This is a genomic window from Candidatus Frankia alpina (assembly GCF_902806485.1).
Lineage (GTDB): Bacteria > Actinomycetota > Actinomycetes > Frankiales > Frankiaceae > Frankia > Frankia alpina.
Map to the genome: position 1 here is coordinate 15,129 of NZ_CADCWT010000024.1, position 18,457 is coordinate 33,585.

At 73.1% G+C, this 18,457-nt stretch carries 16 protein-coding genes; 15 read left to right on the forward strand and 1 reads right to left on the reverse strand.

Annotation, left to right across the window (positions count from 1 at the left end; all coding sequences use genetic code 11):
• Positions 1–309 precede the first annotated feature (309 nt).
• From dop to prcA, 4 genes are all read left to right on the forward strand, one after another.
• On the forward strand, positions 310–1,809 hold the full coding sequence (gene dop, locus G6R25_RS05100) for a depupylase/deamidase Dop (RefSeq protein ID WP_163552077.1): 1,500 nt from the start codon (positions 310–312) through the stop codon (positions 1,807–1,809).
• A 134-nt stretch (positions 1,810–1,943) separates the two neighbouring features.
• Positions 1,944–2,162 (forward strand): ubiquitin-like protein Pup, encoded by a 219-nt coding sequence (locus G6R25_RS05105; RefSeq protein WP_163552065.1) that lies wholly within the window; start codon positions 1,944–1,946, stop codon positions 2,160–2,162.
• 448 nt (positions 2,163–2,610) lie between these two features.
• Positions 2,611–3,435 carry a proteasome subunit beta gene (gene prcB, locus G6R25_RS05110; protein ID WP_205446872.1) on the forward strand — a complete coding sequence of 275 codons (825 nt, stop codon included), beginning with the start codon at positions 2,611–2,613 and terminating at the stop codon, positions 3,433–3,435.
• A gap of 1 nt (position 3,436) precedes the next feature.
• On the forward strand, positions 3,437–4,162 hold the full coding sequence (gene prcA, locus G6R25_RS05115) for a proteasome subunit alpha (RefSeq protein WP_136446702.1): 726 nt from the start codon (positions 3,437–3,439) through the stop codon (positions 4,160–4,162).
• A 137-nt stretch (positions 4,163–4,299) separates the two neighbouring features.
• On the opposite strand, the gene G6R25_RS05120 is transcribed toward prcA, so the two are convergent.
• A complete protein-coding gene (locus tag G6R25_RS05120; RefSeq protein WP_163552066.1) occupies positions 4,300–5,085 on the reverse strand; it encodes a dienelactone hydrolase family protein in 786 nt (261 codons plus the stop codon).
• 386 nt (positions 5,086–5,471) lie between these two features.
• Between G6R25_RS05120 and G6R25_RS24960 the strand changes: the two genes are divergently transcribed.
• From G6R25_RS24960 to G6R25_RS05175, 11 genes are all read left to right on the forward strand, one after another.
• Entirely contained in the window at positions 5,472–7,376 is a 1,905-nt protein-coding gene (locus G6R25_RS24960) for a hypothetical protein (RefSeq protein ID WP_205446874.1), read from the forward strand.
• Between the two features lie 57 nt (positions 7,377–7,433).
• On the forward strand, positions 7,434–8,792 hold the full coding sequence (pafA, locus tag G6R25_RS05130) for a Pup--protein ligase (protein WP_136447242.1): 1,359 nt from the start codon (positions 7,434–7,436) through the stop codon (positions 8,790–8,792).
• A 73-nt stretch (positions 8,793–8,865) separates the two neighbouring features.
• Positions 8,866–9,447 carry an FKBP-type peptidyl-prolyl cis-trans isomerase gene (locus G6R25_RS05135; protein ID WP_419469304.1) on the forward strand — a complete coding sequence of 194 codons (582 nt, stop codon included), beginning with the start codon at positions 8,866–8,868 and terminating at the stop codon, positions 9,445–9,447.
• Between the two features lie 189 nt (positions 9,448–9,636).
• Positions 9,637–10,617, forward strand: coding sequence for a helix-turn-helix transcriptional regulator (locus tag G6R25_RS05140; RefSeq protein ID WP_235947460.1), 981 nt, complete (start codon positions 9,637–9,639; stop codon positions 10,615–10,617).
• Positions 10,618–10,620: 3 nt separating this feature from the next.
• A complete protein-coding gene (locus G6R25_RS05145; protein WP_163552069.1) occupies positions 10,621–11,604 on the forward strand; it encodes a helix-turn-helix transcriptional regulator in 984 nt (327 codons plus the stop codon).
• A 10-nt stretch (positions 11,605–11,614) separates the two neighbouring features.
• On the forward strand, positions 11,615–11,830 hold the full coding sequence (locus G6R25_RS05150) for a hypothetical protein (protein ID WP_163552070.1): 216 nt from the start codon (positions 11,615–11,617) through the stop codon (positions 11,828–11,830).
• A gap of 350 nt (positions 11,831–12,180) precedes the next feature.
• On the forward strand, positions 12,181–12,459 hold the full coding sequence (gene tatA / locus G6R25_RS05155; protein WP_163552071.1) for a Sec-independent protein translocase subunit TatA: 279 nt from the start codon (positions 12,181–12,183) through the stop codon (positions 12,457–12,459).
• A gap of 91 nt (positions 12,460–12,550) precedes the next feature.
• The gene (gene tatC, locus G6R25_RS05160; protein WP_163552072.1) at positions 12,551–13,558 is read left to right on the forward strand and encodes a twin-arginine translocase subunit TatC; all 1,008 of its coding nucleotides are present in this window, start codon (positions 12,551–12,553) and stop codon (positions 13,556–13,558) included.
• Between the two features lie 54 nt (positions 13,559–13,612).
• On the forward strand, positions 13,613–16,606 hold the full coding sequence (locus tag G6R25_RS05165) for a DEAD/DEAH box helicase (protein WP_163552073.1): 2,994 nt from the start codon (positions 13,613–13,615) through the stop codon (positions 16,604–16,606).
• Positions 16,607–16,653: 47 nt separating this feature from the next.
• Complete coding sequence (locus G6R25_RS05170; protein WP_163552074.1) at positions 16,654–17,778, forward strand: cobalamin biosynthesis protein; 1,125 nt, start codon at positions 16,654–16,656, stop codon at positions 17,776–17,778.
• Positions 17,775–18,457, forward strand: a 683-nt coding sequence (locus G6R25_RS05175) for a cobyric acid synthase (protein WP_163552075.1), incomplete at its 3' end; no start/stop codon positions are given. The genes G6R25_RS05170 and G6R25_RS05175, both read left to right, overlap by 4 nt.

Below are 18,457 nucleotides of genomic sequence, written 5' to 3' on the forward strand. Positions count from 1 at the left end.
CCAGCCAGGGACCGCCCCCAGGAGGGCTCGGGCCGCCGACGAGGAGCTGGCACCGAGGTGCGCAGCCCACCTACGTGGGGCGCCCCGGCCTGCCGGTTGCGGCGCGATCCGGCGCCGGACTCGGGTGCCCCCGATCGGGGGATCGCCGCCCGCGGGCGGGTCCGGCTCGGTGCTTGCCACGTGGATCCGCGCGGATCCACGCCGGGCCCAACAGGGTCGCACGCATCGCCCAGAACAAACAAGGCGGACGTCCGGCCAACCGACTGCCCGCCCAGCACCTACGCTTGCAGAGTGAGCGCGCGCCGGATCATGGGAATCGAGACCGAGTACGGGGTGTCGGTGCCCGGTCAGCCGAACACCAATCAGATGTTGGCCTCGTCGTTGGTGGTGAACTCCTATGCCAACAGAACGTCGTCCTCGGGCAGCCGCGCCCGGTGGGACTTCGAGGAGGAGTCGCCGTTGCGGGACGCGCGGGGCTTCGAGCTTCCCCGGGAGCCCGCGGTCGATCCCAGCGCGCCGGCCAACGAGGACGACCTGGGCCTCGCCAACGTCATCCTGACCAACGGGGCGCGGCTCTACGTCGACCATGCGCATCCGGAGTTCTCCTCGCCCGAGGTCACCAACCCGCGTGACGTCGTGCTGTGGGACAAGGCCGGCGAACGGGTGATGGCGGAGGCGGCGCGGCGCGCCCTGACGGTGCCGGGCGCCAAGCCCGTCTATCTTTACAAGAACAACACCGACAACAAGGGCGTCTCCTACGGCTGCCATGAGAACTACCTCATGGCCCGGTCGACCCCGTTCGGGGAGATCGTCCGTAACCTCATCCCGTTCTTCGTCTCCCGTCAGGTCATCTGCGGCGCCGGCCGGGTCGGCCTCGGCGTCGACAGCCGCGAGGCCGGCTTCCAGATCAGTCAGCGGGCGGATTTCTTCGAGGTCGAGGTGGGCCTGGAGACGACGCTGAAGCGGCCGATCATCAACACCAGGGACGAGCCGCACGCCGATCCGGAGAAATACCGCCGGCTGCACGTCATCATCGGCGACGCGAACATGAGCGAAGTCGCCACCTACCTGAAAGTGGGAACGACGTCGCTGGTCCTCGCCATGATCGAGGACGGCTGGTTCAGCGTCGACCTGTCCGTGGACGGCCCGGTGGCCGCGCTGCGGGCGATCTCGCACGACCCCTCACTCAAGCATCTGGTGACCCTGCGTGACGGCCGGGAGATGACCGGCGTGCAGCTGCAGATGGAGTACTTCGAGCAGGCCCGCAAGTACGTGGAGAACCGGTTCGGCTCGGACGTCGACCCGCAGACCGCCGACATCCTCTCCCGCTGGGAGTCGGTCCTCGGCCGCCTCGAGGTCGACCCGATGAGCTGCGCCCGGGAACTTGACTGGGTGGCCAAGCTGTCGATCTTGGAGGGCTACCGCTCTCGTGACAGCCTGAACTGGGACTCGCCCCGCCTGGAGCTCGTCGACCTGCAGTACCACGACGTGCGGCCGGAGAAGGGCCTGTACAACCGCCTCGTCGAGCGCGGCCGGTTTGACCTGGTCGTCAGCGAGGACGAGGTGACCCGGGCGATGACGGAGCCGCCGGAGGACACCCGGGCGTTCTTCCGCGGTCGCTGCCTCGCCCGCTACCCGCAGCAGGTTGCCGCGGCGTCGTGGGACTCGGTCATCTTCGACATCGGCCGGGACTCCCTGCAGCGGGTGCCGACCCTGGAGCCGCTGCGGGGGACCAAGGCTCACGTCGGCGAGCTGCTGGACCGCTGCGCCACCGCCGCGGACCTCGTCGACGCGCTGGCCGGTCGCTGAGCCGCGCGCATTGCGTCCTGGGCGGACGTCGCGACGAGACGGTCAGTTCGTGATGGAGTGGACCTCTCACCGATCGGACTGATGGTGTCGGTGGGGCGGGATAGTGTCGCGCCAGGCGATCGAAGGAGGGCTTCATGGCCACCAGGGACAGCGGCGGCGGGCAGCAGCACACCAACCGGCGCGCGGACGAGGCCGATGAGGTCACGACCGAGGAGAGCGAGGCCTCCGACCTCAAGGAGCGCCACGAGAAGCTGTCCGAGGACGTCGACTCGCTCCTCGACGAGATCGATGACGTCCTGGAGGAGAACGCCGAGGAGTTCGTGAAGGGCTACGTCCAGAAGGGCGGCGAGTGACCGCGGGGCGCCTGCCTCGGCGTCGGCGGGGCTGAGTCTGCGCCGCGCGGACGGTTGGCCTCGGTGCCCCGGGCGGCCCCGGGGCACCGAAGGTGCCTCCCGATCGTGGCGGCCGCCCCGTGTCATCGACCGCCACCGGTCGGGTCGCCCATCCGTGCGCCGCATGTCGCCCGCCGGTTCCGCCAGCGGGTGAGGTCGGATCGCGGGTGGTCCGCCGAGCCTCGCCGGATCGGCCGGGCGCCGGCGGACGGCCCCGAGAGGTGCTTCGTGGGCCGGCGCGGGCCGGGTCGCCCGCGGGAGGATCGCCGTCGATCACCCGGCCGGTCGCCCTGGCCGACCGCACCGGGAGGCGATGGCCCTATGTTGTGCTCACGCGCACGTCGCCCGCGGTTCCCGGAGACGATCGGGACGCCGCGGCCCGTGTGACCGTCTATCGGAAGGGGGATGCGTGGCTGATCCAATGGGTGGCGCCGGGCGCCTACCGGCTGTGTTCATGACACCGGGAACGTCGTCGTTCACCGATTTCCTGTCGCAGTCGGCGCCGCACCTGTTGCCGGGGGCCCAGAGCGGCCTGCCGGGGCCGGTCACCGAGGTGGCGCACGGCACGACGATCGTGGCGGTGACCTTCCCCGGTGGTGTGATCATGGCCGGTGACCGGCGGGCGACGCAGGGGCACATGATCGCCCAGCGGGATGTCGAGAAGGTGCACCACGCCGACGACTTCTCCTGCGTGGGCTACGCCGGCACAGCCGGGGTCGGCGCCGAGCTGATCAGGCTGTTCCAGGTGGAACTGGAGCACTACGAGAAGATCGAGGGCGCGACCCTGAGCCTGGACGCCAAGGCCAACCGGCTGGCGGCCATGGTCAAGGGCAACCTGCCGATGGCTCTGCAGGGCCTCGCGGTCGTCCCCTTGTTCGCCGGCTACGACCCGGACATGGACGCGGGCCGGATCTTCTCCTACGACATCGCGGCGGCGAAGTCGGAGGAACGCACGTACGAGTCCATCGGCTCCGGCTCGGTGTTCGCGAAGGGCTCGCTGAAGAAGCTCTACCGGGCCGACCAGACCCAGGCCGACACGGTGCGGATCGCCGTCGAGGCGCTCTACGACGCCGCCGACGACGACTCGGCGACGGGCGGTCCGGACACGATCCGCCGGCTGTACCCGATCGTCGCGGCGGTCACGTCCGACGGGTACCGCCGCTACGGCGACGATGAGGTAGAACCCGTGGTGACGGCCATCATCGCGGACCGTTCCACGAGCGCGGGAGGCTGACGTGACCATGCCGTTCGGATACGCGAGCCCCGAACAGCAGGTCCGCGACAAGTCCGAGTACGCGCGCAAGGGCATCGCGCGCGGACGGAGCGTGGTCGTCATCACCTACGCGGACGGGATCCTGTTCGTCGCCGAGAACCCCTCGGCGACCCTCCACAAGATCAGCGAGATCTACGACCGCATCGCGTTCGCCGCCGTGGGCAAGTACAACGAGTTCGAGAACCTGCGCACGGCCGGCATCCGCCTGATGGACTCTCGCGGATACATGTACGACCGGCGGGACGTCACCAGCCGCGCCCTCGCCAACGCCTACGCGCAGACCCTTGGCGCGATCTTCACTGAGAGCGTCAAGCCCTACGAGGTCGAGATCGTGGTGGCCGAAGTGGGCCGCAGCAGCGACGACGACCAGATCTACCGGTTGACGTTCGACGGGTCGATCGCCGACGAACGGGGCTTCGTCGCGATCGGGGGCGCCTCCGACCAGGTCACGACCTCACTGAAGGAGCACCATCGGGACGGCCAGCCCCTCGCCGACGCCCTGCGGGTCGCGGTGCAGGCGCTGACCGTCAGCGTGCCGCCGGGCCTGCCGCAGAACGGTGAGCGGGTGCTCACCGAGGCCAACCTGGAAGTCGGGATGCTCGACCGGTCCCGCGCCCGGCGGCAGTTCAAGCGGATCACCGGCAACGCCCTCGCCGAGCTGCTCGCCCAGACCGCCACGTCCTCCTGACCGGCCTGTCCTCCTGACCGGCCATGTCCTTCCTGACCGGTACGTCCCGCTGACCGTGGCCGGCGTCCTGTTGGCCGGCCGTGTCGGCCGGTCCGGTCGGTGCCCCTGCGCAACCGCCGGACCGGCCGGGCGGCGGCTCAGCGTGGGTGGACGTGCTCGTCGAGGAAGGCGAGCGCACGGGACCACGCGTCCGCCGCGGCGACCGGGCGGTACACCGCCTCCCGGTCGTCGCTGTGGAAGGCATGGCCCGCGCCCGGGTAACTGACCAGCTCCGTCGGCGCGCTGCTGCGGGCCGCCGCCGCCCGCAGCGCACCGATCTCGTCCGTGGTGATCAACTGGTCCTCCTCGCCGTACAGGCCGAGCCACGGGCCGCGCAGCGCCGGGGCCGCCTCGACCAGCGGCGGCACCCCCGACCAGTACGGGGTGCTCACCCCGCCGCCGTAGAACGACACCGCCGCAGCCAGCGGGTGACGGGTCGCGGTGTGCAGCGCGACCGTGCCGCCCATGCAGAACCCGACGATCGCGCTCTGCTCCGCGTCGAAGCCGGACTCGGTGAGATGGGTCAGAGCGGCGTCCACATCGGCGTCGATGCCCGTCCCGGTCAGCGTCTCCATCGCCGGGACCGCACCCGCCCAGCCGCCGGCCGGGTCGACTTCGTCCCGCCCGTCGCGGTGGTACAGATGCGGGGCCACGGCCAGCCAGCCCGCCCCGGCCAGCCGGTCACAGACGGACACCAGGTAAGGCGTGATGCCTCGGGCGTCCTGCACGACGATCACGCCACCCCTGGGCGGATCGTCCGCTGCGGGGGCCGCGATCGTCAGCGGCACCGTGTCCCGCCGGGCGACCTCCACCCGCAGGTGGTTCTTCAGGGCGCCGGCCTGTCCGGCTCGGCTGGACGCCGCGTCGTTCGTTCCAGTTGTCATGGCGGCCATCCTTCCCCGTCGCCGCGTCCGTGGCCGTCCGGCCGGCGTCGGACCTGCCGTCCGGGCGGCAGCCGGGCGCGCGAGGACCGCGTCGACCCCCGGGCACCCCCGGGGACCCCCGGGGACCCCCGGACGGTGCTGGGAACCGCCGGGTGACGGGGGATCCGCCGCGAAACGCCGTGCCGCGACACGCCGTCGGACCTGCCGCGACTCGGTGAAGGCGTCACGCTACTCCCTGTAGCGTCCCGGCGGGCTCCGCCGGACGGAGGGGAGGATGCGGTGAGCAGACCGCTGCCGATCAGGACGGTGAGTGCGCGCGCGACGGCGGACTCGCGGGGTACGGCGGGCGCGGCGCGGGTCGGCGTGGCCGGGGAAGCGGTCCCGTGGTGACCGGCGGCCGGCACCGGGAGGGCGACCACGACCCCCTGCCCGGACAGCGCCACCAGCCCGGCCCGCAGGTGGACGGCGACCCCGACCCGAAGGGTGACCCGCACGACCACCGTTCCGAGGGCCACCGGGGCTCGACCGGCGTCGATTCCGGCGCCGGCCGGCATGCCCATCCCGGCTATCCGCCGCAGGACCATGGCCCTGGCGACGCCGGCTCGCCGGATCAGCGACCGGCGCACGGCCACCGTCATGTCGCCGACGGCAGCGTCCTCCCGACCCTGGACGGCACCGTCCCCGCCGGGGGCACCCCGCTGGGCGAGCCTGCGGCCGGTGTCGGTATCGGTATCGGTGTCGCCGGTTCGGTCGGTGGGGCTGGTCTGGGCGGTATGCCCGGTTCGGGGGAGGCCGGCGCCCGTTCGGATGATGCTTCCGGTGGCCTTGCCGCTGGCGTCCGTCGCGACGCGGTGGCGGGCGCGGGTAGGCCGGGTGCCGCGGCGGAGCAGGGCCCGGTCCGGGATCCGTTGAGCCTGCGCGGGATGCGTCGGGCCGGCACCGTCACGGTCGGGATGGCCGTGCTGCTGGGGATTCTGGTGTGGCTCTACGGGACGTCGGTGACCAGCCTGCGGCCACGGGACCTGCCGATCCTCACCGTCGGTCCGGCGCCCGCGGCGACCGCGCTCGCCGACCAGATCAGCCGGGTCGAGCCCGGCGCCCTCACCGTGCACACGGTGCCGGCTGTCGCTGCCGCGGACCAGGCGCTGCGCGACCGCGACGCCTACGCCGCGATCGTCATCGGTGACGATGGGCTGACGCTGCGGGTCGCCTCCGCCGCCAGTCCCGCGGTGACTGAGGCGATCACCCGAGGCATCCGGGTGTTCATGCCCGGCCTGGAGATCCCGGTCGTCGACGTGGTCGCGAACGCGCCCCGCGACCAGGCCGGCGGGGGGCTGGCCGCCGGGTACCTGCCGCTCGTGCTCGTCATCGCCGCCGCCGGGGTGCTGCTGACCCGGCTGGTCCGCTCCCGGGCGGTCCGGCTGGCCGGCATCGCGGTGCTCGCGGTGCTCTGCGGCTTCGCCGGGACGGTGGCGCTGCAGGGCGCGCTCGACGTCCTGCCGGGCTCCTTCCTGGCGACGATGGCGGTGCTGACCCTGCTGGCCCTGGCGGTCGCCGGGCCGGTCGTAGGCGTCGGCGCGGTGGCGGGGACGCCGGGCCTGGTCGGCATCGTCCTGGTGACGGTCGCGGGCGCCGCGCTGTCGGCGGCGCAGTCCGCGCCGGAGATGCTGCCCCGGCCGTGGGGGGACATCGGCCAGTTCGCCCCGCCCGGGGCGGGGGCGACCCTGCTTCGCTCCACCAACTACTTCGAGGGCGCGGCCGGCGGCCGCCCGGTGGTCGTGCTGGCTGTCTGGCTGGTGGTCGGCCTCTGGTTGGCTTTCGTGGGCGAGCGCGGCGCCGCCCCGGCGCTGTACCCGGGTTCACGTGCGGCCCCCCGGACGGGCCGTGGTCCGCAACGGCAGCCTGCCGGCGTGACCACGACGGCGGCAAGCCCGGCCATGGCCACGGTCCCGGCGGGCGTGGGGGCGGCCGCAGCCCCATCCGGTGCGGCTGGGACCGGCGTGGGTGCTGGGGACGAGGCGTGGGCGCCCCCGGGACCGGCTGGACCCGCATCGCCCGGCGAGGCGGCCGACCAGCCCCCGGCGGCGCGGGCGGGCAGCACGCCCGGCGGGCCATCGGCCCCGGTCGTGGCGCCACTGCCGACGTGGCGCTCGCCGTTCGAACGCACAGTGCCGATCGAGCCGTCGGGCGGCGTCCGGCTGGTGCCCCCGACCCGGCCGGGCGACCCGCCGCCAGGCCGCGGGAGAGGCCCCGCGGGGGACGCGGGAGCGGGCGGATCGCAATCCCGGTGACCTCGAGCCCGAGCGTCTGGCTACGCCAGGGTGGCATCCGAGCATAGGGTCACAGACGTGGATCGCCGCATCTTCGGACTGGAGAACGAGTACGGCGTCACCTGCGTGTTCCGGGGGCAGCGGCGGCTGTCCCCGGACGAGGTGGCGCGGTACCTGTTCCGTCGTGTCGTGTCATGGGGACGCAGCAGCAACGTGTTCCTCAAGAACGGCGCCCGCCTCTACCTCGACGTCGGGAGTCATCCGGAGTACGCCACCCCGGAATGCGACTCCGTCCCCGACCTCGTCACCCACGACAAGGCCGGTGAACGGATCTTGGAGGGCCTGCTCGTCGAGGCCGAACGGCGGCTGCGGGAGGAGGGCATCGCCGGCGACATCCATCTGTTCAAGAACAACACGGACTCCGCCGGCAACAGCTACGGCTGCCACGAGAACTATCTCGTCGGCCGGCACGGCGAGTTCTCCAAGCTCGCCGACGTGCTGGTGCCGTTCCTGGTCAGCCGGCAGATTCTCTGCGGGGCCGGCAAGGTGCTGCAGACCCCGCGCGGGGCGGTCTACTGCGTCTCCCAGCGCGCCGAGCACATCTGGGAGTCGGTGTCGTCGGCGACCACCCGGTCCCGCCCGATCATCAACACTCGGGACGAGCCGCACGCGGACGCGGAGCGTTTCCGTCGGCTGCACGTCATCGTCGGCGACTCGAACATGAGCGAGACGACGATGCTGCTCAAGCTCGGCTCCACCGACCTGGTGCTGCGCATGATCGAGGCCGGCGTCATGCTGCGCGACATGACCCTGGAGAACCCGATCCGGGCGATCCGTGAGGTCAGCCACGACATGACCTGCCAGCGCAAGATCAAGCTGGCGAACGGTCGTGAGGTCAGCGCGCTGGACATCCAGCGGGAGTACTACTCGAAGGCCGTCGAGTTCGTCGAGCGCCGCGGCGGCGACGAGGTCGCCAAGCGGGTGCTCGACCTGTGGGGCCGCACGCTGCTCGCGATCGAGACCGACGACCTCGAACTCGTCGCCCGGGAGATCGACTGGGTGACGAAGTACGTGCTCATCGAGCGGTTCCGGCACAAGCACGGGCTGTCGCTGGCCTCCCCGCGGGTCGCCGAGCTCGACCTGAAGTACCACGACATCCACCGCGACCGCGGGCTGTACTACCGGATGGAACGGGCCGGCCTCGTCGAGCGGGTGACCCGCGATCTCGACGTGTTCGAGGCCAAGTCCCGCCCGCCGCAGACCACCCGCGCCCGGCTGCGCGGCGAGTTCATCAAGCGGGCCCAGGAGAAGCGGCGCGACTTCACGGTCGACTGGGTCCACCTCAAGCTCAATGATCAGGCGCAGCGTACGGTCCTGTGCAAGGACCCGTTCCGCTCCGTCGACGACCGGGTCGACAAGCTCATCGCCAGCATGTGAGGATTCGCCCCCTGTGACGTCCGCTTCGCGGCGTGCCCGCGCCGCCCAGATCGCCCTGCGCACGGTCAGCGCTCTGCCCGCGCGGATCGGCAGCCGCCGGTACCTGCTCGTCGGCGTGCTGCTGCCCGCCGTGCTGGTCATCCCGGCCCTCGCGGGCTGCGCCGCCTCGGACGCCCCCGACGGCACCAGCGCAGCGCCGGCGCCCAGCGTGACCGCCGGGCCCCGCCTGCCCGCGGTGCAGAACGCCACCGACCTGACCCGCAAGCCGCTGTCCGCCGCCGGCTCGGGCACCCCGCCGAGCACGCTGGTCACCAACGACCTCGTCACCGGCCGCGGGGCGAGTGCCTCGGCCACCAGCACCGTGGTTATCCAGTACTCCGGCGTGCTGTGGCGTAACGGCAAGGAGTTCGACACCACGTGGGGCAGCGGCCAGACCGCGACCTTCCCGTTGGACAGCACGATCGCCGGCTTCGGGCGGGGCATCGACGGGATGCGCGTGGGCGGTCGCCGGCAGATCGTCATCCCGCCCGACCTCGGCTACGGGCCGGCGGCTGGTCAGCCGCCGACGATCCTCGCCGACGACACCCTGGTGTTCGTGGTCGACCTGCTCGCCGTCCAAGGCGGCGGGGGCGGCGGGGCGACCGTCCAGCCCTAGGTGTAGTCGCGGTTTTCGGCCCTGAAGCCGGATTTCTGGCCCCGGCCGATCCCCACCAGGACCTGTTTGGTGGACCGGGTGGCGGGTCGCCGGTGGGGGCGGTGCCGGCTTGGCGTCGCAGCTCGACTAGCGTGTGACATTGTGTCCCGGCGACGGGTGGAGCGCCTGCTGAACCTGACGATGTGCCTCATGGCGACATCGCGCTTCATCACCGTGTCCCAGCTCGGCGAGCTGGTGGAGGGCTACGAGCCCGGCGTCACGGAGGAGGAGCAGGAAGCCTTCCGGCGGATGTTCGAACGCGACAAGGCGTACCTGCGCGAGATCGGCATCCCGCTGGAGACCGGGACGGACTCGGCGTTCAGCGACGAGGTCGGCTACCGGATCCGCCGCGGCGACTATGCCCTGCCCGACATCGCCCTCGCGCCGGACGAGGCCGCCGCCCTGGCGCTGGCCGGGGCGCTGTGGTCGACGACGGCGCTGGCCGGGCCGGCGGCGAGCGCCCTGCGCAAGCTGGCCGCCGGCGGCGCCGCGGTCGGTGACGGCGGCCTCGGCGCACTGGACGGCTTCGAGCCGCGGGTCGACGCGACGGATCCCGCGTTCGAGCCGTGCCTCGCCGCGGTGCAGGCCGGCCGCGCGATCCGCTTTCCCTACCGCAAGATGGTCGAGACCGGCGTCACCGAGCGGCACGTCGAGCCGTGGGGCGTGCTGTCCTGGCGGGGCCGCTGGTACCTGGCGGGCCACGACGTGGTCCGTGGCGCCCCGCGGGTGTTCCGGCTGTCCCGGTTCGCCGGGCCCGTGCGGCCGGTCGGGCTCGGCGGGGCGGTGCGCGTTCCGCCCGACGTCGACCTGCACGCGATGGTCTCCACCCAGGCCCCGCCGGACCAGGTGCGCACCGCGACGCTCGCCGTGCGCCACGGCACCGGCCACGCGCTGCGCCGCCACGCCCGCCCCGCGCCTGCCACTCGCCCCGCGCCTGCCGCGGACATGGACCTGGTGGAGATGGAGTTCGCCGACACCGAGCGGTTTGCCCGCTGGATCGTCGGGTCGGGGCCGGATGTGATCGTGCTGGAGCCGCCGGAGTTGCGCACGGCCGTCGTCGCCCGGCTGCGGGCCGCGGCAGCGGGCACCGCCGGTGTGTGCGAGGCCGCCGCGGTCCCCGGCGGGCGATGAGCGATGAGCGCCGCGACCGACCGGTTGAGCCGGCTGCTCGCCCTCGTCCCGTGGCTGCGGGCGCATCCCGGCATCCCGTTGCCCGCGGCCGCCGAGGCCTTCGGGATCACCCCGCGGCAGCTGCGCGATGATCTGGACCTGCTGTTCGTGTGTGGGCTGCCCGGCGGGGCGCCGGGCGACCTGATCGATCTGAGCTACTCCGGCGACCGGATCACCATCGCCGATCCGCAGACCCTCGACCGGCCGCTGCGCCTGTCGGTGGACGAGGCGACGGCGTTGGTCGTCGCCGCCCGCGCGCTCGCCGACGTGCCGGGTCTCGCCGGGCGGGAGGCGCTCGACCGGGCGCTGGAGAAGGCGGTCGGCGCGGCAGGCAGCGTCGCCGGCCAGGTGCGGGTCAGCCTCGACACCCATGCCGAGGTGCTCGCGGCGGTGCAGCGGGCGGTGCGGGAACGCCGCCGCGTGCACCTGCGCTACCTGGTGTGGTCCCGCGACGAGCTGACCGAACGGGACGTGGACCCGATGCGGATGCTGGTCCGGGAGGGCCACTGGTACCTGGAGGGCTGGTGCCATCGGGCGGAGGCGGTGCGGCTGTTCCGGCTGGACCGCATCGACGGGCCGGACGGGGTCGAGGTGCTCGACATCCCGGCGGCCCTGCCGCCGGGTGCGGTGTCCCGTGACACCAGCGAGGGGATCTACCGGCCCGGCCCCGCCGATGTCCGGGTCGTCCTCGAACTCGCCTCGCCGGCCCGCTGGGTCGCCGACTATTACCCGGTCACCGGGGTGCGCGAGCTGCCCGGCGGCCGTCTGGAGATCACCCTGCACGCGCGGGAGACCTCCTGGCTACACCGGCTCGTGCTCGGCCTCGGCGCCGACGTGCGGGTCGTCGAGCCGCTGGTTCTCGCCGCGCAGGTGCACGCTCTGGCCCGCCGGGTGCTGGCCGCCTACGGGCTCGACGCCCCGTCCGGCGGCGCGGCCGACGAACGGTAGGGTGATCGGCATGCTCTGGGCGCTCGTCTACCTCGTGCTCATCCTCGGTGGGCTTGTCCTGCTCGCCCTGTGCGCCTGGCGGGTGTGGCAGAAGGTGCGTGGCGTGCGCCGGGCCGTCGGCGAGCTGTCGACCCGGGTGTCGGGCCTCGCCGCCGACACCGTGGAGCTCTCCGCCCGGTTGGACCATACCGAGGTCACCTCTCGACTCGCCGAGCGCACCTCCTGACCAGCCCGACCGGGCCGGACCGGGGGCGTGACCGGCCGGGTTCGGGTGTGGTCTCGGTGTGATCCAAAGCGGGCGAAGGCGCGCCTTGGGATCGTGACCACGAGTCACGATTGGGCTGGCGCAGCGCTGCCACTTGGTAGCTGTGAGGGATCTTGGCCGGTTGCGGCGCGGAAACTTGCCCGCAAATGGTTGCGGGTTGGCTGCAATTTGTTTTGCAGTCCCGCTTCGTTGCGCAGCCGTCATCTGTGAGATACTCGTATGCCGTCTATCTCCTCCTAGGCTGGCGGACGTAGCATCGATCGCACCGGTCGTGGGACCGGGCCGGTACCGCTCATCGGAGGACGCCGTCCATGCCAAACCTGGGCACCACCGAGATCATCATCATTGCCCTCGTCGTGCTGGTGCTGTTCGGATCGAAGAAGCTCCCCGATGCGGCGCGTTCCTTCGGCCGCTCGCTGCGCATCTTCAAGGCCGAGACCAAGGGCCTGCGTGACGACGACCACCAGGCCCCGGCCGTCCAGCCGGCCCCGCTGCCGATCGAGGCGCCGGCTCAGGTCGCCGCCCCCGCCCAGGGCGCCCAGCCCGGTGTCGCGGTGAACGGCTCCGCCCCGGCGGCCGACCGGCACTGACCGCGCGTGCCGGCCGGGCGTCGCGGCGTCCGGCCGGTGGGCGCCGGTCGTCGGCGCCCTTTCCTTGCCCCCCCGACCAGGAGACGCCGACGTGTCAGGGATCCCCACGCCGCGGAGGTTGTTCGCCTCGGTGAACCAGCGGCGTACCCGCACGGTCGAGGACAGCCGGATGCCACTCACGGAGCATCTTCGTGAGTTGCGGAACCGGATCGCGATCGCGCTCCTGGGGTTCGCGATCGCCGCGGTCGTCTGCTTCATCCTCGAACCGCACATCTTCAACTGGCTCAAGGCGCCGTACTGCGATCTGCCCGCCAGCAAGCGGTTCAGCCCCGACGGCGCGGCGTCGACGGACTGCACGCTGTACTTCTTCGGGATCCTCGACGCGTTCACCATCCGGCTGAAGATCTCGATGATCGCGGCGGCGGTGGGGTCCTCCCCGGTGTGGCTCTACCAGCTCTGGTCGTTCATCACTCCCGGCCTGCACCGGCACGAGCGGCGCTGGTCGCTCACGTTCGTCGCGATCTCGCTGATCCTGTTCGCCACCGGCGCCTTTTTCGCCTACTACACCCTGTCCACCGGCCTGAGTCTGCTGCTCGGGTTCGGTGGCAACGGCCTGGTCAGCGTCCTGGACGGTAACAAGTACCTCAGCTACGTCCAGGCGATGCTGCTGATCTTCGGGCTCTCGTTCGAGGTGCCGCTGCTCATCACGATGCTGAACCTGGCCGGCGTCGTGACCACCGCTCGGCTGCGGTCCTGGCGGCGCGCCGAGATCTTCCTCGTGTTCGTCTTCGCCGCCGCCGTCACGCCCAGCCAGGACCCGTTCACCATGCTGGCGCTGGGCCTTCCGATGGTGATCCTCTACGAGGTCGCGTTGATCGTCGGCTGGATCAACGACCGGCGCAAGGCCCGCCGCGGTGACGACTCCCCGTACGCCGACCTCGGTGACGACGAGACCTCGCCGCTGGACCTCGACGAGGCTCCGCCGTCTCGCGCGGCCGGCGTCGGGCGGCCGGCCGAGTCGGCCCCGTCGTCGCCGGTCGGCGCGGGGACCGGCTCCGCGACCCTGGCCGGGGATCCGTCGCACCTCGACATCACCTGACGTCAGCTGCTGTGGCGGTCGGTGCGGGGACGCCGCGTCCCGTAGGGTGGCAATGTGTCCTCCACGCCTGAGGCTCTCGTGGAGTTTGCCGCCAGCCTCCCTTTCGGGTTCGACCCCTTCCAGCTTGAGGCGCTCTCGGCGCTGGCGGCCGGCGAAGGTGTCCTGGTCGCGGCGCCCACGGGAGCGGGCAAGACGGTCGTCGGCGAGTTCGCCGCCCACCTCGCCCTGAGCACGGGAACGCGCTGCTTCTACACGACGCCGATCAAGGCGTTGTCCAACCAAAAGTACACCGACCTCGTCGCCCGATACGGCGCGGACAAGGTCGGCCTGCTGACCGGTGACACCGTCCGCAACGGCTTTGCGCCGGTCGTCGTCATGACGACCGAGGTGCTGCGCAACATGCTCTACGCCGGCCCGGTCGGTGGCGACCTCGCCGACCTCGCCTACGTGGTCATGGACGAGGTGCACTACCTCGCCGATCGCCAGCGGGGCGCCGTGTGGGAAGAGGTCATCATCCACCTGCCGGCGCACGTCCGGCTGGTGTCGCTGTCGGCGACGGTGAGCAACGCGGAGGAGTTCGGCGAGTGGCTCGTCACCGTCCGCGGGCACACCCGGGTCATCGTCAGCGATCACCGGCCCGTGCCGCTGTGGCAGCATGTCCTCGCCGACCGCACCCTGCACGACCTGTTCCTCGAGGACACCCCTGGCGGGCCGGTGCCGCCCGGCGAGGCGGCGATCGCCCGGGCGGTGTCAGAGCAGGACCTCGCCCGGCCCGGCTTGGGTTCTCCACCCGCCGTCGGTTCCGCCGATGCGGCCAGCACGGGCGCGGGCGGGCGGTCCGGGGACTGGCGCCGCGACGGGCAGGGTCGCGTCACTGACGAGGCTCGCGCCTGGTCGCCGCCGGTGCCTGCCGCTCGCGTCGGCGGCAACGGCGCGGGCGGCGGTGGTCGGGCGAACGGCGGCGGGTCCCGCGGTGCGACGGTCACGGTGGCCGGCCGGGTGGTCAACCCGGACCTGGTCCGGCTCGCCCGGGACGAGAGCCGGGCGATACCCGGCGGCAACGGCAACGGCCGGGGTCGCGGTGGGCCCGGGCCGCGGCGGCGGATGTGGGTGCCGGGCCGGCCGGAGGTCGTCGAGCGCCTCGGCCGGGACGGCCTGCTGCCCGCCATCGTGTTCGTGTTCAGCCGGGCCGGCTGCGATGACGCGGTCACCTCCTGCGTGCGCGCCGGGCTGCGCCTGGTCGGTCCGGCCGAGCAGCAGCGGATCCGGACGATCGTCCGCGAGCGCACCGCCGGGATCCCCGAGTCCGATCTCGGCGTCCTCGGCTACTGGGCGTGGATGGAGGGCCTGGAGCGGGGCATCGCCTCCCACCATGCCGGGATGCTGCCCACCTTCAAGGAGATCGTCGAGGAGCTGTTCGTCCAGGGACTGGTCCGCGTCGTGTTCGCCACCGAGACGCTGGCGCTCGGTATCAACATGCCGGCCCGCACCGTCGTCCTGGAACGGCTGACGAAGTTCAACGGCGAGAGCCGTGTCGACATCACCCCCGGGGAGTACACGCAGCTCACCGGCCGCGCCGGCCGCCGCGGCATCGACGTGGAGGGGCACGCCGTCGTGCTGTGGCAGTCGGGGCTGGACCCGCTGGCGCTGGCCGGGCTCGCGTCCACCCGCACCTATCCGCTGCGCTCGTCGTTCCGTCCTTCCTACAACATGGCGGTGAACCTCGTCGGCCGGCTCGGGGCCGACCGGGCCCGCGCCGTGCTCGAGTCGTCATTCGCGCAGTTCCAGGCCGACCGGGACGTGGTGGGCCTGGCGCGGGTGGTGCGGCGCAACACCGAGGCGATCGACGAGATGCGCGCGCAGCTGAGCTGCGAGCGTGGGGACGCCGCCGAGTACGACCGGATCCGGCGCGACATCCGCGAGCGGGAGGCGGCGCTGTCGTGGGAGGGCTCGGCGCGCCGACGTGCCGAGTCGGCGGCGGCGCTGGGCCGGCTGCGCACCGGCGACATCGTGCGGGTGCCCGCCGGGCGGCGCAGCGGGCTTGTCGTCGTCCTCGACGCCGACGCGAACGCGGTCGGCGCCGAGGGGCCCCGCCCCGTCGTGTTGACCGCGGACAAGCAGGTGCGGCGGCTGTCGCTGGTCGACTTCCCGGTCGCGGTGGAGGCGCTAGGGCGAGTCCGGGTGCCGCGGTCGTTCAACCCGCGCTCGCCGCAGTCCCGCCGGGATCTGGCCTCCTCGCTGCGGGCCGCGGACGTCGACCCCGACGGTCCGCCCGGCCGGCGGGCCCGGGCCCGGTCGGCGGCCGCGGACGACGCCGAACTTGCTCGGCTGCGTCGCGCCCTGCGCGCCCACCCGGTACACGACTGCCCGCGCCGCGAGGAGCACCTGCGCTCCGCCGAGCAGGCCAACTGGCTCGCCAAGGAGACCACGGCGATCTCCCGGAAGGTCGAGGGCCGCACGAACACGGTCACGAAGACGTTCGACCGGGTCCGCGCGGCGCTGGCGGAGCTCGGCTACCTCGACGTCGACACCGTCACCGACGCCGGCCGGGTGCTCGCACGCATCTACTCCGAGCAGGACCTGCTCGTCGCCGAATGCCTGCGCGCCGGCATCTGGGCGGAGCTGACCCCGCCGGCGCTTGCCGCCGCCGTGTCCACCCTGGTCTTCGAGCCGCGCGGCGACGACGTCGGCGTCCCGGCGCTGCCCGGCGGCGCGGCGCTGCGCGACTGCCTGGACGAGATGGGTCGCCTGGCGGCCCGCCTCGCCGCGACCGAGCAGGGCCACCGGCTGAGCTTCCTGCGCCCACCCGAGCTCGGATTCGTGCCCGCGGCCCACGACTGGGCGGTGGGCCGGCCGCTGGAACGGGTCCTCACCGACAGCGGGCTGGAGCTGACCGCCGGCGACTTCGTCCGGTGGATGCGCCAACTGCTCGACCTGCTTGACCAGATCGCCAAGGTCGCCCCCGACGACTCTCGGGTGCGCCGCACCGCCCGCTCCGCGATGGACGCACTGCGTCGCGGCGTCATCGCCTACGCGACGAGCGTCTGAGCGCCGAGATCATGGGCGTGGGATTGGGCCTGGCTGTGGGATCGGGTATGGCTGAGGGCGCGGGGAGGCGGCGGGTGGCGGCACGGGTGGGCGGGCTGATCCTCGGCGCCGTCGTCGACGCCCTGCTCGCCGATCCGGCGCGGCTGCACCCCGTCGCCGGGTTCGGACGGGCCGCCGGCCGGTTGGAGCGGCTGCTCTACCGGGACGGCCGCGCCGCCGGCGCGTTGCACACCGCCTTGCTGCTGGCCGCCGTCGCCGTTCCCGCCGCCGCCGTCGAACACGCATGGGGACGTCCCAGGACGATGCGGGCGCGGTCCACGCCGGACCGGCGCGGCGGCTGGGATCGGTCCGGCGGCTGGGATCGCAGTGGCGCGGCGGTCGCGATGACCGCGGCGGCGACCTGGGCGGTGCTCGGTGGGGCGTCGCTGCGCCGCCACGGTCGGCGGCTCGGCGCCGAGCTGCTCGCCGGCGACCTGACCGCCGCCCGGGCGCGGCTGCCGACGCTGTGCGGGCGGGACCCGTCGCTGCTCGACGAGGCGGGGATCGCCCGCGGCGCGATCGAGTCGATCGCCGAGAACACCTGCGACGCCGTGGCCGCGCCGCTGTGGTGGGGGACGGTCGCCGGGCTGCCGGGGCTGGCCGGCTACCGGGTGGTGAACACCCTCGACGCGATGATCGGGCATCACAGCGACCGCTACGAACGGTTCGGGTGGGCGGCGGCCCGCCTCGACGACCTGGTGAACCTCCTGCCGGCCCGGCTGTGCGCGCTCGCGACCTGCCTGTGCGCGCCGGTCGTCGGGGGCAACACCGTCGACGCGTTCTGGGTGATGCGCCGCGACGGCCGGTCCCATCCGAGTCCGAACGCGGGGATGGTCGAGGCCGCGTTCGCCGGGGCGCTGGGCCTGCGCCTCGGCGGGGAACTGCGCTACCCGTACCGGGTCGAGCACCGGCCCGAGCTGGGTTTCGGCCGACCACCGCAGGGCGCCGACGTCGTCGCCGCCGCCCGGCTGTCCGGCGCGGCCGGCGCGGTCTGCCTCGCGGCGTCGGCGCTGGTCGGCGGGGTGGGATGGGCCGCGGCGGCCCGCGGCCTGCGCCGGGTGGGCCGGGCCGGGCGTGTGGGCCGGGCTGTGCGTGTGGGCAGCGCCGGGCGGGTGGGGCGGTGCGGCGGATGAGCGGGGGACTGCTGGTCGCCGGGACGGCGTCGGATGCGGGCAAGAGCGTGCTGACCGCGGGCATCTGCCGGTGGCTGGCCCGCGAGGGCGCGCGGGTCGCCCCGTTCAAGGCGCAGAACATGGCGCTGAACTCGGCCGTCACCGCGGACGGCGCGGAGATCGGCCGGGCGCAGGCGATGCAGGCCGCGGCGGCCGGGGTGGAGCCGGAGGCGGCGATGAACCCGGTGCTGCTGAAGCCGGGCGGCGGCCGCCACAGTCAGCTCATCGTCCTCGGGCGTCCCGTCGCCGAGGTCGACGCGCTCGGCTACCGTCCGCATAAGGAACGGCTGGCGCGGATCGTCCTGGAATGCCTCGACGACCTGCGTAGCCGCTTCGACGCGGTGATCTGTGAGGGCGCCGGGTCACCGGCGGAGATCAACCTGCGAGCCACCGACATCGCGAACATGGGCCTGGCCCGCGCGGCGAACCTGCCGGTGATCGTCGTCGGTGACATCGACAAGGGCGGGGTCTTCGCCGCCCTGTTCGGCACGCTGGCGCTGCTCGACCGGGCCGATCAGGCGCTCGTCGCCGGCTGGGTGATCAACCGTTTCCGCGGTGATGCCCGGCTGCTCGAACCCGGGCTGCGCCAGATCGAGGCGCTCACCGGCCGGCCGGTGCACGGCGTCGTCCCGTTCCGTTC

Excerpts from the sequence above, each read along its gene's own strand:
- dop (WP_163552077.1), top strand. The coding sequence starts at position 310 with ATGGGAATCGAGACCGAGTACGGGGTGTCGGTGCCCGGTCAGCCGAAC.
- G6R25_RS05140 (WP_235947460.1), top strand. The coding sequence starts at position 9,637 with ATGGCGACATCGCGCTTCATCACCGTGTCCCAGCTCGGCGAGCTGGTG.
- G6R25_RS05150 (WP_163552070.1), top strand. The coding sequence starts at position 11,615 with ATGCTCTGGGCGCTCGTCTACCTCGTGCTCATCCTCGGTGGGCTTGTC.
- G6R25_RS05120 (WP_163552066.1), bottom strand. The coding sequence starts at position 5,085 with ATGACAACTGGAACGAACGACGCGGCGTCCAGCCGAGCCGGACAGGCC.
- tatA (WP_163552071.1), top strand. The coding sequence starts at position 12,181 with ATGCCAAACCTGGGCACCACCGAGATCATCATCATTGCCCTCGTCGTG.
- G6R25_RS05145 (WP_163552069.1), top strand. The coding sequence starts at position 10,621 with ATGAGCGCCGCGACCGACCGGTTGAGCCGGCTGCTCGCCCTCGTCCCG.
- G6R25_RS05170 (WP_163552074.1), top strand. The coding sequence starts at position 16,654 with ATGGCTGAGGGCGCGGGGAGGCGGCGGGTGGCGGCACGGGTGGGCGGG.
- G6R25_RS05105 (WP_163552065.1), top strand. The coding sequence starts at position 1,944 with ATGGCCACCAGGGACAGCGGCGGCGGGCAGCAGCACACCAACCGGCGC.